Source organism: Planococcus shenhongbingii (genome assembly GCF_030413635.1).
In the GTDB taxonomy this organism is placed as follows: Bacteria; Bacillota; Bacilli; order Bacillales_A; family Planococcaceae; genus Planococcus; species Planococcus shenhongbingii.
In genome coordinates this window covers 2,898,310-2,912,873 of the sequence record NZ_CP129235.1, presented here as the reverse complement: position 1 = coordinate 2,912,873, position 14,564 = coordinate 2,898,310, and the positions used below count along the sequence as shown (strand labels likewise).

The window sequence follows — 14,564 nt, the reverse complement described above, 5'->3', positions numbered from 1 at the left end:
GGAGGTATATTATGAGTGAAGCAACAGTGCTGGTCGTCGAAGACGAAGAAGGCATCCGTGAACTGATCCGATTGTTTCTGGTGAAAAAGGGCTACCGTGTCATTGATGCAGAAGATGGCTATGAAGCCATGGATATGCTGGCACGAGAAAATCCAGACCTCATTTTGCTGGATATTGAAATGCCGGGAATGAATGGGTTGGAAGTGTGCGAACAAATCCGCATGCAGACAAAACTGCCTATCCTTTTTGTCAGCTACCGAAAAGAATTATCTTATAAAATCCAAGGCCTTGAAGTCGGAGGAGATGATTACATCACCAAACCTTTTGACTTTAATGAACTGGAAGCGCGAATCAGAGCTATCCTAAGAAGAAATGGCTGGACGAACGGCGAAGATGATAAATTGTCAATTCTGCAATACAACAATATAAAGATTCATATTGACGCCCGGGAATTATATATCGACGATAAACCTGTACGCCTTTACCATAAAGAATTCCAGCTTCTTTTGCTGCTTGCCCAAAATCCAAACCGGGTATGGACCGCTGAGCAATTGTATGACCGGGTTTGGGGATATTATTCCGAAGGTGACATCCAGACAGTGAAAGTCCATATCAGTAATTTGCGAAGGAAAGTAGAGAGAGATCCTGCTAACCCTGTTCATATTAGAACAGTCAGAGGATTTGGTTATAAGTTTGCGACTGAATAATAATACCCATACAGAATCTCCGATATTTTTGTCCATAAGACAAAAGAATCGGAGATTATTTTTTTGTTTAAAAATTATTTGAATAATTAAAACTATTTAACTTCTTTTTAACCTAACCACTTTAGTATTAGGTCAAATGATTGAGAATAAAGGAGGAACAGAACATGGTTGAGAACAACTTTAAAATGTCCAATGAGCAGCAACTGGGAAATCTGGAAAAGCAAACAGTGTTCAAACGGCCTGCAGAAGTGGGCGTTGCAGGCTCGGATAATACTTCGATCGGGCTCACTGAAAATATTGCTGGTTCGCTTGCTTACTTATTCGGTTTTTTCTCTGGTTTCATTTTACTTTTAATCGAAAGAGAAAATCGATTTGTCCGATTCCATGCATTTCAATCGATTTATTTATCCATTGTGTTTTTCACCGTATTTACGGTACTGGGCATGCTTCCAATGATTGGCTGGCTGTCCGGGGTTATCTTATCGCCAATCGGTTTAGTGCTCTGGATCATTTTGATGTTAAACGCCTATAACGGCAAATATTCAAAAATTTTTTATATCGGCCAATTTGCTGAAAAGCAATTGCATTAAAAGCAGTTCAAAACCAATTAGAAATAGAGGTGTAAGGCATGGAAAGTACGTTCAATATCAAAGAATTTTTACAAGCTTTACGGAAGCGGCTTCCGCTGATCATCATTGTGACTTTATTGTTTGTCGCATTGAGCGGAATTGTCAGCTACACAATGATGAAGCCCATTTACGAGGCTTCTACACAAATTCTTGTTAACCAGCGAGTCACAAATCCGCTGCAAGCCAGTGAACAGCTAAATATTGATGCCAATCTTCAATTGGTTGAAACGTATAACATCATTATTAAAAGCCCGGCTATTTTAACGGAAGTGATTGAGGAGCTGGAATTGAAAGAATCAGTTTCAGATCTAAACGAAAACATTTCAGTTTCCAGCGCAGAGAATTCACAAATCCTTACTGTAGAAGTTGAAGACGTATCTATGGAAAGAGCCGTTCTGATCGCAAATACAACTGCCTCAGTATTTCAGGCGAAAATCAAAAGCTTGATGAACGTGGACAACGTCAATATTTTGGCGCCTGCTATTGTACCGGTTGATCCTGATCCAGTGAAGCCGGATCCGATGTTCAATATGGCAATCGGAGCAATTATCGGTTTCATGCTAGGCACGGGCCTTGCTATTTTGCTGGATCAAATGAACACAACAATCCGGAAAGAAGAAGATATTGAAGAAATTGTCGGCCTTCAAGTGCTGGGAATCGTCAGCACAGTGCCAGAAGTCAAGGAATTTAAAAGATCGGCAAATATTAATGATAAGAAGGAGTTGATAGCTGATGTGGACACAGAAAAAATCAAAGCGGTCAGCAACCCGAAAATTGGTGGGTCGTACTAAACCGCAATCACTCGTTACTGAACAATACCGGACCATCCGGACAAATATCAATTTTTCTTTGCCAAGCGATGACACGCAAACAATCCTGTTCACGTCTGCTTCGAAAGAAGAAGGGAAATCGACTACTTCCTGCAATATGGCCATTGTCTATGCAGAATCAGGCAAACGGGTGCTGCTAGTCGATGCTGATATGAGACGCCCGACTTTGCATCATTCTTTCCAGCTCAGCAATAAAATCGGCTTATCAAACCTGCTGCTGAAAAAAGGAAGATTACAGGACACCGTAAAAAGAAGCGGTGTAGTGGGGTTGGATCTCCTGTTATGCGGGCAGATTCCATCAAATCCGGCGGAATTGCTCAGTTCGCCTGCACTGGACACCTTATTGGAAGAAATGAAAGCGAGATACGACTTGATCATCATCGATTCTCCGCCTTTGCTGGCAGTGACGGATTCAAAAATCCTGGCGAATAAATGCGATGGAACTGTATTGGTAGTGAATACAGGAAAGACAGAAAAAGACAGCGTCAAAAAAGCCAGAGACGCACTTGTCACTTCAAAAGCTTTCATCCTGGGCGTTGTCATGAACAACTACCAGCTGACCAAAGATAATTACTATTACCATAATTACAGCAATTGAAAGCTGTTCAAAATGAAAGATGAGATGGGGTAATTCAATTGACGATAAAGAAAAGATTCATTTCATTATTCTTCATTGACTCACTGATCCTTCTCTCCTCCATTTATGCATGTTATTTGTTTCTGTATCCATATGCGAGCGTTCTGTCTAATGAAATGCTTTTTATCAGCACAGTAACGCTTTTCATCGCATATCATTCATTTGCCTGGCATTTCGGTTTATACCGTAAAGTGTGGTCTTATGCCTCTGTCGATGAGTTGAAATCGATTGTGACGGCGGTATCGTTGACCATATTTGTTGCAATGATCATGCAGTATGCGTATTCAAGTCAATTATATGTAAGAACATTGATGCTTTCATGGATGCTGCTGATTTTCTTCATTGGAACTTCCCGGATTTCCTTAAGGATTCTTCAGGAAGAAAAAATAAAGAAAAAAGCGATAATGACGAGCCGGACGATGGTAATTGGGGCTGGTCAGGCAGGAAGAATGATTGCGCGGCATATGAGGCAGAATCCGGAGTGGGGAAAAAACCCGGTAATTTTTGTAGACGATGACCGAACTCAATGGGGACTTGAAATTAATGGAATAGAAGTCGTGGGGGCTCTTAATAAAATTCCGGAATTCGTGGTTGATCATCGGATTGACCAGATTGTCATTGCGATTCCTTCGTTATCTAAGAAAGAGATGGCTGAACTGACTAAAAAATGCATCGATACAGGTGCTAAAACACAGACACTGCCACGCATAGAAGATTTAATGACCGGCAAAATCAAGGTCAGCGATATCCGGGATGTGAAAATTGAAGACTTGCTTGGACGTGAGGAAGTCAAATTGGACATGGCCGCTATTGAAGAGCAAGTGACAGGGAAAACGGTCATGGTTACTGGTGCCGGAGGTTCTATCGGTTCAGAAATATGCCGTCAGATTTGCAACTTCAATCCAGCTCGCATTCTTTTATTGGGCCATGGGGAAAATTCGATTTATACAATCGACATGGAACTCCGCCGCAAATTGCCTAAAACTATTGAAATCATTCCAATTATTGCGGATGTTCAAGACCGGGAACGGATTTTTCATGTCGTCAATAAATTCCGCCCAGATATGATTTACCATGCAGCTGCTCATAAACATGTGCCGCTCATGGAAGCAAACCCGCTGGAAGCTGTAAAAAACAATGTGTTCGGCACAAAAAATGTTGCGGAAGCTGCTGATAAGTATGGAGTTGGAAGCTTTGTAATGATTTCAACCGATAAGGCGGTCAATCCACCGAATATTATGGGTGCCACGAAGCGTTTTGCTGAAATGATTGTCCAGAACTTAGCAATTAACAGCAAAACCACTTTTTCAGCAGTCCGTTTCGGAAATGTGTTGGGTTCAAGAGGCAGTGTTGTACCGCTATTTAAAGAACAGATTGCCAAAGGCGGTCCTATTACAATAACCGATGCGGAAATGACACGTTATTTCATGACCATTCCAGAAGCTTCCCGACTCGTTATCCAAGCCGGACTTTTGGCTTCCGGAGGAGAAGTGTTTGTTCTGGACATGGGAGAACCGGTTAAAATTGTCGATTTGGCACGTAACTTGATCAAGCTATCAGGATACGAAGAAAACGAAATCAAAATACAGTTCACAGGCATGCGCCCTGGAGAAAAACTTTACGAAGAGCTGCTGGATGCCAGTGAAATTCAAGAAGAGAAAATCTTCCCGAAAATATACATTGGAAAATCCACTCCGATCAGCCAAGTTGAAATGCTTAAGATTATCAAACAATTGCCTGATATGGAGGCAGAAGAAACAAAGGCCGTCTTAATAAGGCTCGCCAACCGCAAACGCCAAGAGCCGGACTGGCAAGAAAACTGGAATGTTGAAGCGAAAGGTGAATTTGCTTGACGCTCAAGAACCGAACTAGCTGCATAATAACTTACTATCATTTAAAGGAGGAAGTGCGAATGCGTGATTTGACTATGAAAATATACGACAATTCGCCTATTTACTTCCAAAACCTTTTGACAAGCGTTGAAGGATATAGAAAAACAAAAAAGAGGTATGGAAATATCTATTTTAAGTATTTGAAAAAGCTCGGCCAGCGCGATTACTCAGATGAACAGTCGGAAAAAGAGCATCAGCAGTTGGAAATGCAGAAACTGCTCAAACATGCTTATGCAAATAGCCCTTTTTATCGGGATTATTACAAAGACATTGACATTGAATCAATTCAAAGCATAGAGGATCTTAAAAAACTGCCAATCCTGGAAAAAGAAACGATCCGCGACAATATCAAGTCCATGTATACCGTTCCTGAAAATTCAGCGCTAGTCAGCCAAACATTGGACTCCACTGGAATCCCTTTGAAATTTCTTCTGACAAAGGAAGATGTGCAAAAATATATGGCTTTCCTCGATTTTTTCAAGAAACAGCATGGAGTTGTTAATTTGGAAATGAAGCGCGCCACGTTCAGTGCGGAGCGCTTCATTCCAAAGAGACAGCAAAAAAAAGTTTTTTGGCGGGACAATTATTATATTAAACAGCGCTTGTATTCCACTTATTTCTGCAATGAACAAAATGTTAAAGCATTTGTGGAAAACCTGGATGATTATAAACCGGATTTTATAGACGGCGTACCATCCGCAATTTATGAAGTCGCCAAATACATCAACCGGAATAATATCATTTTGTCATTTAAGCCCATTGCTATTTTCTCTACTGTGGAGGCGCTTTCTTCAGCCTATCGAAAAGAAATCGAAGAGGCTTTTGATTGCCCGCTTCGCGTTCATTACGCTTCATTAGAAGGTGCACCTTTTATAACGGAGTGCGTAAAAGGAAACCTCCATTACAATCTGAGTTCAGGAGTAATTGAAACAACAGAGGATCAGGAAATGGTCGTCACCAGTTTTAATACTTATGGAACACCGCTGATCCGTTATAACATCGGCGAGCGGATTGAAATGTCCAAAGAAAAGCAGCGATGTGAATGCGGCAATTCCCATCCGATTCTTAAAGAGATAAAAGGGAAGAAAGAAGATTACCTTCAATCGAAGAGCAAAGGAAAATTTACTGCCTTATATATGTCGATGGCGAGCAGCAAGTTTTCCTCCAATATCCGAAAGATCCAGTTTATCCAAAATTCGCGGGATGTAATCGATGTAATGGTTGAAGCTGCAGAAAGCTATACGAATGCTGTGACGCTCAGCATTCATGAAGAAATGGAATATATTTTCGGGGAGGATATGAGATTCAATATCCGAATCGTTGAAGAAATTCCAGCACAGTCAAACACGAAGCATAAACTCGTCATCAATAATATCAATTAAAGAAAGACTGTCTTTTGATTAATCGTTGAAGGAGTGGAAGCAGGTCAATGGATTTTTTGCATAACAGTATTTTAAAGAGTACAAAAAAATTTCTCCCGGCTGCTTTTGATGGCATGCCAAAATATGATGAGGTGGTTAAACGATGAAGATTCTCCCTATAGATCATGGCAAGCAGACCAATATTTTTCTGCCTGCTGTCGAGAAGAAAGACAGAATCCTATTGTCAGCTCCTCATATGACTGGCAATGAAATGAACTATATCAGTGAAGCATTTGAAACCAATTGGATTGCTCCAATCGGACCGAACGTAGATAAATTTGAAGAAGAATTAGCTGCTTATGTGGGGACGGCTGGCGGAGCGGCATTAAGTTCCGGAACTGCTGCTATTCATTTGGCGCTCAGCCTGCTGGACGTGGGAAAAGATGACCGCGTATTTTGTTCGACATTAACTTTTGTAGCAAGTGCCAATCCTATCTTGTATGTCGGGGCTGAACCGGTTTTCATTGACTCGGAAGAAGAAACCTGGAATATGTCTCCAATCGCTTTGCGCAAAGCTTTTCAAGCAGCTGAGCAGGAAGGCCGCTTGCCGAAAGCGGTTATTGTCGTTAATATATACGGCCAAAGCGCGAAAATGGATGAACTGATGGCTATTTGCCAAGAATATGATGTGCCGATTATTGAAGATGCAGCCGAATCACTGGGATCCTTATACAAAGGCAAAAAAAGCGGTACAATCGGCAAATTCGGCATATTCTCTTTCAATGGCAATAAAATCATTACGGCATCCAGTGGAGGAATGCTTGTCTCTAATGATCAAAAATCATTGGAAAAAGCGCGGTTTTTGGGTTCCCAAGCAAAAGACCCGGCGCCTTTCTACAAACATCATGTTGTGGGTTATAATTACCGGATGAGCAATGTACTGGCTGGAATCGGAAGAGCGCAGTTGGAAGTTATTGATCAGCGCGTATGCACTCGACGGGAAATCTTTGAACGGTATGCTGAAGGGCTTAAAGATATACCGGCAATCAATTTCCAGCCCGAGCTTGAAGACACGTATTCGAATCGCTGGCTGAGTGTGATGATGCTTGATCCGGAACTGACTATTATTACCCCTGAGGTAATAAAGCAAGCATTAGAAGCTGAGAACATTGAATCCCGCAATGTATGGAATCCATTGCATCGGCAGGAATTATTCAAAGATGCACAGTTTTTTGCCCATGATGGGGAGGAAGCGGTCAGTGAAAAGATATTCCGGGAAGGATTATGTCTTCCGTCTGGATCGAATATGACAGAAGATCAGCAAAAGCGTGTCATTGAAGTAATAAAGGATTTGTTTATCCAACATTAAACTAAAGTGAAGGTCATTCTTTTATAGAATGGCCTTTTTGTTTTGCAATAGAATTTCAACTTTTCGCTTTATAAATGCTAAGATAAGGAAAGATATTTTAAGTGTACATAATACCTATCGAGTAAGGAGAAGGAAAATGGCAGACAATTTAAAACGAATTCCAGCCGTAACATATATTCCTGGATTGCTCATTTGTTTGGTGATAATGGCAGCGGGAATTTACGGTGCTGATTTAATCGGTTTTCTTTTGGAGGCAGCCGGCATTTTGCCTGAAGGAAGTGCCAGCCCGGTTTCAGGAATCTTTGTGGCAATTTTAATCGGGATAATTATACGGAACACGATTGGCCTGCCGGATGTTTTTTCAAAAGGAATAAGTTTTGCAATAAAATATGCACTGCGTGCCGGGATTATTTTACTGGGGCTGCGCTTGAGTTTAACGGAAGCGTTAAAACTTGGTGCTTGGGGTTTGCCGCTGATTGTAGCATGCATCTCAGTCGGGCTGTTTGTCACATTGTTTTTCACCCGCAAGATGAATCAGTCAAACCGGCTGGGAACTTTGATTGCGACGGGTACTGGTATTTGCGGTGTGACGGCTATCATGGCAACAGCTCCGGTTATTAAAGCGAAAGAAAATGAGATTTCATATGCAGTCGCAAATATAACGATTTTCGGTTTGCTGGGTATGCTGTTCTATCCGTATCTGGCACATGCATTTTTTCCGGAAGAGCCGATAAAAGCCGGCCTGTTTTTAGGAACCGCCATACATGATACGGCACAAGTAACGGGAGCTGCACTAATTTATGATCAAATGTACAACTCTGATACTGTAGTGGATGTTGCGACTATTACCAAATTGACCCGTAATTTGTTCATCATTGCAGTGATTCCTTTTGTATCTTATTTATTTTTTAGGAATGGCGACAAGAGCAGCCAAGAAACGAAATTGCCGAAATGGTATAAGCTGTTTCCGCTGTTCATTCTCGGGTTCTTATTTTTATCTTTGTTGCGTACGATTGGAGATGCTGCTGTTGCTTCAGATGGCCAGGCATTCGGCGTGTTCAGCGAAGAAGCTTGGGAAAATTTCTATGGCTTTTGGAGTTCATTCGGTTCCACCTATATGCTGGGATTGGCTATGGCAGGTGTCGGACTGGGGACCAATTTAAAGATTTTTAAGGGGCTTGGGATTAAACCATTTTATATCGGATTAATTGCAGCACTTTCCGTCGGCGGCGTCAGCCTGCTTTTGATTTCATTGTTTGGCGATTTAATTAAAGTATAAAAAAGACCTCTCACATTAGCGGGAGGTCTTTTTCAGGCTGTCGAGAAACTCGTATGTTCTTCTGTCATTTCGCTCCAGGCGGACGCTTTTCGCGGGCACGGCTTCAGCCTCTTCCTTCGCTGCGCTCAGTCCAGGGTCTTCAGCTCGCGTCGCTTCGCTGCTCCCGCAGAAAGCGAATTGTGCAAAAGAATTTTGCACGATTCGTTTGCGACGAAGCGCCTGGCGCTGCAGGAGCACAGTGTTTGCCCTCGCCGCCTTCCGCTGCATTCAGCTTCCGCTTATTACTTTTACTGTTCTTTGTAATCACGACATAAGTTCTCTGCTGTTGCTTCCGGCTCTCCAGATATGGAGCCAACCAGCGGAGAAAACCGTACTGTCTCTGCATCGCTTCGCTAGCTTCGAGACATGAAAGTGCGCTGCTCCTGCGCAAGCTCGTCGCAAAGCTATTGGCCGAAATGATTCGGCCTATAGCTTCGCAGCTGGTTGGCGGAATATCGGTTAAGGGATGATCACCAATACAAGTTTTATCTTTCTCAGCAAGCTGAAACCCCCTCCCGCATTAGCAGGAGGGAGGTATAACTTGCATGTTAAACCTATTTATTTACGGATTTACAGTTTCCAAAGGTTCGACAGTTTTAGAAAGCAATGTTCCCGATAAATCGGAAATAATGATGGTGGGCTGCTTCCCTTGGTAATAAGCCGAACGGATATAGACTTGCCTTACCATAGTATCCAGGAAAGGTGCTGCCATTAAATTATCAAGCGATTCCCCGTCATGGTTATTCAGTATAATGCTAATTTTTCCTGAACCCATTTTAACTTCGTCAATTTCCTGGACGCCATTAGCATCTTTAACTTGCAGTTGGGTTAAGTATAAATCGAAATCCTCCTTTGATAAGTAAAGAGTTTCCCATTCCTGGGCAGTTATTTCTTCGAATGGCTGATTCAGCAAATCTACATTCGAGCTTTTTTCTTCTGCTGCTTTTGAACTTGCCTCATCATCCCCATTGACATTTGAACACGCAGTTAACCAGAAACAACTGGCAACTCCTATTAACATGATTCTTCTTTTCATGATTTACCTCGCCTATTTTTTTAAACAATTAAAATAAATATTACCAATAAAATCCTGAAACTTCCATACTTTCTGTTTTTATTTTTGAAACGGCCAGCAATGAATTACGTCTAATTTAAAAAAGGAGAGATTTAAATGAAATGGATACGGCTAATAGGAATGTTCATATTTATATTTATGCTTACTTCCTGTGGTTCAGAACCAGTGATGCCGGAAATAGGAACTCCTGAGCCTGAAACAGACATACCGCAAGAAATGGATCAGACTGACGGTGAAGAGGCAGCTGCCGAGGAACCGGATGCCAATCAGACAGATCTCTATGCTTTTTTCATGGAAGACGGCACGGTGGCAAAGTTTAAAGGTGAAGGAAACGAATTTGCGGCCATCACGCTGCGGACCGAATATCTGGAAAATGATCACGTGGCCGTTTATGAAGATAACGGGGGAACAGTGACATTGCGGGTATACCGGCTCGAAGAAAATCGGATAGACTTGGTCAAAGAACAGTCCGAGTATTATGAGGATTATCAGCCGACTGCAGAAGAACTGCAGGCATTGGAACCGATGGCCTTGTTTCTGGAAACACCAATAGAAATAGGTGATCAAGTCAAAGGCATGACCGTCATTCAAACTGATGCGCAGGTAGAAACACCATACCGCACTTTTGACGAGGCGATTCTACTGGAAAATACCAGCGAAGAAGGTGCTTTGCTCCGGACCTATCTCGTTGAAGGATTTGGGGAAGTAAGACGGGAATTCCGGATGGGGGAAGGAGAAGAGGAATTTGTTGTAACTTCCAGCTTAGAGTCAATTGAATAACTCAATAAAACACCGGTATGCAACTCGCCGGTGTTTTATTGGTTGATTGATTTAATTTAATGCCAACAATACTTTAATGGTGTATTCTAGAGTTCGAGATTAGGGAAAAGGATTGAAGAAAATGAAACAGGCAATTACAGCAAAAGATGTAGCAAAATTAGCAGGAGTTTCACAGTCGTCGGTGTCAAGGGTGTTTTTTGACGGAGCGAAAGTATCGGAGAAGACTCGTGCTAAAATTTTGGCTGCAGCAGAACAACTCGAGTATCGTCCGAATGAATTTGCGCGCAGTTTAATTACCAATCGGACAAGGATTATCGGAATGGTGATGAAAGGGGTACAGAATCCTTTCTATCCCCAAGTGCTGAAACAATTTGCGACCGCATTCAAGGAAGAGGGTTACAGCATACTATACGTTCATACAAATAACGATGAAATTGAAGCAGAAGATGTAGAAACTTTACTGAATTATAACGTAGCGGGTGTCATAATTACGGATGCTGTGATGGCGTCCACAGTTGAAAAGCAATTTGAAGTGAATAAAATTCCTGTGGTATTTTTTAACCGAAAGTTGAATACGGATGAATTTTATTCGGTGTGCTGCAATAACGTGGATGCCGGCCGGAAAATTGCAGAGTTCTTGATCAATAAAGGTGCCACAGACATGGCTTATATAACTGGAGACGAGAAAACATCGACAAGCCGGGAGCGGCAAAGAGGATTTCAGGAAATTCTGGATCAGCGAAAAATTGCTTACCGCCAGTTTGCTTCTGATTACACGTATAACGGAGGCTATCAAACGGCGATGCAAATTATCGGGAAAGAAAGTCTTCCTGCTGCATTTTTTGTGGCAAATGATATTATGGCGCTTGGTGTATTGGATGCACTTAAAAACAGCGGCATCAAAATTCCGGAAGATACGAAAGTGATCGGTTTTGATAATATTGACATGGCCTCTTGGCCGGCGTATCAATTGACTACATGGGAGCAGCCCATTGAAAAAATGGTTGAGACAACTGTGGCGTATTTGCTGAACGAGATTGCTGAATATACCGGCTTGGCAGAAGTCGTAGAAGTGGATGGAAGCCTGATAGAAAGATTCACCACTTAATGAAGATTGACTTTTTGGATTATTTGCAATATTCTTTTTAGTAGCACCTTAATTTTTGCATACGTATTCAAAAAGGAGGAAATTTCATGGTAAAAGTATATAAAGCAGGTAAATCACAGGAAGAAGTAAGCGCCAATGATTCGAAAGTGTCTCAAATTGTAGCGGAAGCCTTAAAAGATATTGAAACAAGAGGGGACCAAGCCGTGCGGGAACTATCAGAGAAATTCGATAAATGGGCACCTGAGGCATTCCGTTTATCTGATGCACAGATTAATGAAATCGTTTCCAAAGTGCCGGATGAAGTGATCGAAGATATTAAATTTGCCCAGAAGAATATCCGGGCGTTTGCGGAAGCCCAGCTTGCTTCAATGAAGGATATAGAAGTGGAACATATTCCTGGCGTCATTCTTGGCCATAAAAATATTCCGGTTAACAGTGTCGGATGCTATATCCCGGGAGGAAGGTATCCAATGGTTGCTTCAGCGCATATGAGCGTTATGACTGCGAAAGTTGCTGGGGTAAAACGTGTAATCGCTTGCACACCGCCTATCAACGGAGAAATTCCAAACGCGACAATTGCTGCCATGTCTTTGGCTGGAGCGGATGAGATCTATCTTCTTGGCGGCATCCAGGCGATGGGGGCGATGGCGATCGGTACAGAATCAATCGAAGCGGTTGATATGATTGTTGGACCTGGGAACGCGTTTGTCGCTGAAGCGAAACGCCAGCTATACGGAAGAGTCGGCATCGACTTATTTGCTGGGCCGACTGAAACTTTAGTGGTGGCAGATCATACAGCAGATGCTGAAATGATTGCGACTGACCTTCTTGGACAAGGGGAGCATGGGCCGACATCACCTGGCGCATTGATCACAACTTCTGAGCAGCTGGCTGAAGAAACTGTTAAAGAAATTGAACGCCAGCTCCAAACCTTGTCGACGGCAGATGTAGCACGCGTATCATGGGAAGATTACGGCCAGATCCTGATTGTTGAATCGATTGAAGAAGCACGAATTGAAGCGGATCGCTTAGCGTTTGAGCACGTGGAAATCCTGACAGAAAACCCGGATTATTTCTTAGAAAATATGACAAACTACGGCTGCTTATTCCTGGGGCCTGAAACAAACGTTGCCTATGGCGATAAAGTAATCGGCACTAACCATACGTTGCCGACAAAAGGTGCAGCGCGCTACACTGGCGGTCTTTGGGTAGGCAAGTTCATTAAGACGGTTACGTATCAAAAAGTCACCACACCGGAAGCGAGTGTCTATATCGGCGAGTATGCAGCGCGCCTATGCCAATTGGAGAATTTTGTAGGGCACGCTGAGCAGGCACTTCTTCGTGTCAGACGCTACGGAAATAAATAATGGATAAATAAAGCTTGCGGGAGTTCAAACTCCCGCTGCTTATCTGTTTATCCAGAGAAACCTTGTATCTGTATATGCAACGCCTTACACAAACAAGGGATGATGGAGGAAAGTTCATGATAGGTATGATCGGCTTATTTGGCGGGTTGGCATTATTAATTTATTTGACCATGAGAGGCATGAACTTGCTGATTGCTGCACCAATTACTGCATTATTGGTTGCGATTTTTAATGGGTTACCGATTTTCCCGCAGTTGGCTGCTGAAGGAGCTGCCAACTTTTTGACCAATTACATGACCGGCTTTACCGGCTTTATCGCTTCCTGGTACTTGATGTTCCTGACAGGGGCGATTTTCGGAAAAGTAATGGAAGACAGTGGAGCGGCAGATAGTGTGTCCAAATGGATTGTCAGCAAAATCGGTATGAAACGGGCTGCTTTGGCGGTTGTAATTGCTTGTGCAGTTTTGACTTATGGCGGCGTCAGTTTGTTTGTTGTGGCATTCTCCGTATATCCAATGGCTCTCAGCTTATTTAAACAAGCAGATCTGCCCAGACGCTTTATCCCGGCTGCGCTTGCTTTTGGTTCGACTACGTTTACCATGACATCAGCAGGTTCACCGGAAATCCAGAACTGGATTCCGATTGAATTCCTGGGCACTACTCCTTATGCCGGTTGGGAAGTCAGTTTAATCGTTGCGGTCTTCATGATGGTCTTTGGTTATTGGTGGCTGAAGAAAATGATCAATAAAGCATTGTCTAAAGGGGAGCGGTTTGTTGCTAGAGCGTCAGATGCTCCTGGGGAAGAGCGCAAAGAATTGCCGAATCCTTTGCTGAGTATGCTCCCACTTTTGGTGGTTTTAATCATTTCATTCTTTTTCCATGATTCACTTGGCACATCAGCTTTGATCATTGCCTTGAGCGGCGGGATTTTAGCGACTTATATCATCAATAGAAAATACTTCCGAAATATTGGCCATGCATTTAGCGAAGGCGCATTGGGAGCGGTCATTGCCATTGCAAATACAGCCGCTGTCGTCGGGTTCGGCGGAGTCGTCAGAGCGACCCCTGCATTTGAAACGGCAGTCGGTGTCATGACAGGTATTCCGGGAAGCCCATTGATCGGCGGGGCATTGGCAGTCGCCATTATTGCCGGTCTAACTGGATCGTCTTCAGGGGGCCAGGCGATTGCCTTGCCGCTTCTTGCGCCGCATTACCTCGATATGGGCGTCAATGCCGAAGCCTTGCACCGTACGGTGTCCATTTCTTCCGGATCACTGGATTCATTGCCGCAGGGTGGATACGTTGTTACAACGATCCGGTCAATTGCTGGAGAAACGCATAAAGATGCTTACCCGGCATTTGGTGCATTGACTGTTGTAGTGCCATTTATCGGTGCAGCTTTAGCGGTCGTATTATTCTCGCTTGGCATCGGCATATAAGAAAACTTCAATCAGTAAGGGCATTCCTAGACGATTGTTAGTTGACCCAATG

General features: G+C 42.9%; 13 protein-coding genes. 12 read left to right on the top strand and 1 reads right to left on the bottom strand.

The genetic code is table 11. The annotated features are described in order from the left end of the window. Nucleotides 1-11 precede the first annotated feature (11 nt). From QWY16_RS14355 to QWY16_RS14320, 8 genes are all read left to right on the top strand, one after another. Entirely contained in the window at nucleotides 12-707 is a 696-nt protein-coding gene (locus QWY16_RS14355; protein ID WP_300989907.1) for a response regulator transcription factor, read from the top strand. A gap of 164 nt (nucleotides 708-871) precedes the next feature. After that, a complete protein-coding gene (locus QWY16_RS14350; RefSeq protein WP_300989906.1) occupies nucleotides 872-1,297 on the top strand; it encodes a DUF4870 domain-containing protein in 426 nt (141 codons plus the stop codon). Nucleotides 1,298-1,335: 38 nt separating this feature from the next. Continuing rightward, nucleotides 1,336-2,127, top strand: a complete 792-nt coding sequence (locus QWY16_RS14345) for a YveK family protein (RefSeq protein WP_300989905.1) — start codon at nucleotides 1,336-1,338, stop codon at nucleotides 2,125-2,127. Continuing rightward, on the top strand, nucleotides 2,069-2,764 hold the full coding sequence (locus QWY16_RS14340) for a CpsD/CapB family tyrosine-protein kinase (RefSeq protein WP_300989904.1): 696 nt from the start codon (nucleotides 2,069-2,071) through the stop codon (nucleotides 2,762-2,764). The genes QWY16_RS14345 and QWY16_RS14340 overlap by 59 nt, the downstream gene beginning before the upstream one ends. A gap of 38 nt (nucleotides 2,765-2,802) precedes the next feature. Beyond that, the gene (locus QWY16_RS14335) at nucleotides 2,803-4,656 is read left to right on the top strand and encodes a polysaccharide biosynthesis protein (RefSeq protein ID WP_300989903.1); all 1,854 of its coding nucleotides are present in this window, start codon (nucleotides 2,803-2,805) and stop codon (nucleotides 4,654-4,656) included. A gap of 59 nt (nucleotides 4,657-4,715) precedes the next feature. Then, nucleotides 4,716-6,077, top strand: a complete 1,362-nt coding sequence (locus QWY16_RS14330) for a phenylacetate--CoA ligase family protein (RefSeq protein ID WP_300989902.1) — start codon at nucleotides 4,716-4,718, stop codon at nucleotides 6,075-6,077. 142 nt (nucleotides 6,078-6,219) lie between these two features. Then, nucleotides 6,220-7,425, top strand: a complete 1,206-nt coding sequence (locus QWY16_RS14325) for a DegT/DnrJ/EryC1/StrS family aminotransferase (RefSeq protein ID WP_436837146.1) — start codon at nucleotides 6,220-6,222, stop codon at nucleotides 7,423-7,425. A gap of 136 nt (nucleotides 7,426-7,561) precedes the next feature. Continuing rightward, entirely contained in the window at nucleotides 7,562-8,704 is a 1,143-nt protein-coding gene (locus tag QWY16_RS14320) for a YeiH family protein (RefSeq protein WP_300989901.1), read from the top strand. 601 nt (nucleotides 8,705-9,305) lie between these two features. Here the strand turns inward: QWY16_RS14320 and QWY16_RS14315 are convergent. Further along, a complete protein-coding gene (locus tag QWY16_RS14315; RefSeq protein WP_300989900.1) occupies nucleotides 9,306-9,779 on the bottom strand; it encodes a hypothetical protein in 474 nt (157 codons plus the stop codon). 135 nt (nucleotides 9,780-9,914) lie between these two features. Between QWY16_RS14315 and QWY16_RS14310 the strand changes: the two genes are divergently transcribed. The 4 genes from QWY16_RS14310 (at nucleotide 9,915) to QWY16_RS14295 (ending at nucleotide 14,512) form a co-directional block, all read left to right on the top strand. Next, a complete protein-coding gene (locus QWY16_RS14310; protein ID WP_300989899.1) occupies nucleotides 9,915-10,598 on the top strand; it encodes a hypothetical protein in 684 nt (227 codons plus the stop codon). 121 nt (nucleotides 10,599-10,719) lie between these two features. Next, complete coding sequence (locus QWY16_RS14305; protein WP_300989898.1) at nucleotides 10,720-11,706, top strand: LacI family DNA-binding transcriptional regulator; 987 nt, start codon at nucleotides 10,720-10,722, stop codon at nucleotides 11,704-11,706. 86 nt (nucleotides 11,707-11,792) lie between these two features. Then, entirely contained in the window at nucleotides 11,793-13,073 is a 1,281-nt protein-coding gene (gene hisD, locus QWY16_RS14300; RefSeq protein ID WP_300989897.1) for a histidinol dehydrogenase, read from the top strand. Between the two features lie 116 nt (nucleotides 13,074-13,189). Then, nucleotides 13,190-14,512, top strand: a complete 1,323-nt coding sequence (locus QWY16_RS14295; protein ID WP_300989896.1) for a GntP family permease — start codon at nucleotides 13,190-13,192, stop codon at nucleotides 14,510-14,512. Nucleotides 14,513-14,564 lie beyond the last annotated feature (52 nt).

Excerpts from the sequence above, each read along its gene's own strand:
- hisD (WP_300989897.1), top strand. The coding sequence starts at position 11,793 with ATGGTAAAAGTATATAAAGCAGGTAAATCACAGGAAGAAGTAAGCGCC.
- QWY16_RS14330 (WP_300989902.1), top strand. The coding sequence starts at position 4,716 with ATGCGTGATTTGACTATGAAAATATACGACAATTCGCCTATTTACTTC.
- QWY16_RS14305 (WP_300989898.1), top strand. The coding sequence starts at position 10,720 with ATGAAACAGGCAATTACAGCAAAAGATGTAGCAAAATTAGCAGGAGTT.
- QWY16_RS14295 (WP_300989896.1), top strand. The coding sequence starts at position 13,190 with ATGATAGGTATGATCGGCTTATTTGGCGGGTTGGCATTATTAATTTAT.
- QWY16_RS14345 (WP_300989905.1), top strand. The coding sequence starts at position 1,336 with ATGGAAAGTACGTTCAATATCAAAGAATTTTTACAAGCTTTACGGAAG.
- QWY16_RS14325 (WP_436837146.1), top strand. The coding sequence starts at position 6,220 with ATGAAGATTCTCCCTATAGATCATGGCAAGCAGACCAATATTTTTCTG.
- QWY16_RS14350 (WP_300989906.1), top strand. The coding sequence starts at position 872 with ATGGTTGAGAACAACTTTAAAATGTCCAATGAGCAGCAACTGGGAAAT.
- QWY16_RS14310 (WP_300989899.1), top strand. The coding sequence starts at position 9,915 with ATGAAATGGATACGGCTAATAGGAATGTTCATATTTATATTTATGCTT.
- QWY16_RS14340 (WP_300989904.1), top strand. The coding sequence starts at position 2,069 with ATGTGGACACAGAAAAAATCAAAGCGGTCAGCAACCCGAAAATTGGTG.
- QWY16_RS14355 (WP_300989907.1), top strand. The coding sequence starts at position 12 with ATGAGTGAAGCAACAGTGCTGGTCGTCGAAGACGAAGAAGGCATCCGT.
- QWY16_RS14320 (WP_300989901.1), top strand. The coding sequence starts at position 7,562 with ATGGCAGACAATTTAAAACGAATTCCAGCCGTAACATATATTCCTGGA.
- QWY16_RS14315 (WP_300989900.1), bottom strand. The coding sequence starts at position 9,779 with ATGAAAAGAAGAATCATGTTAATAGGAGTTGCCAGTTGTTTCTGGTTA.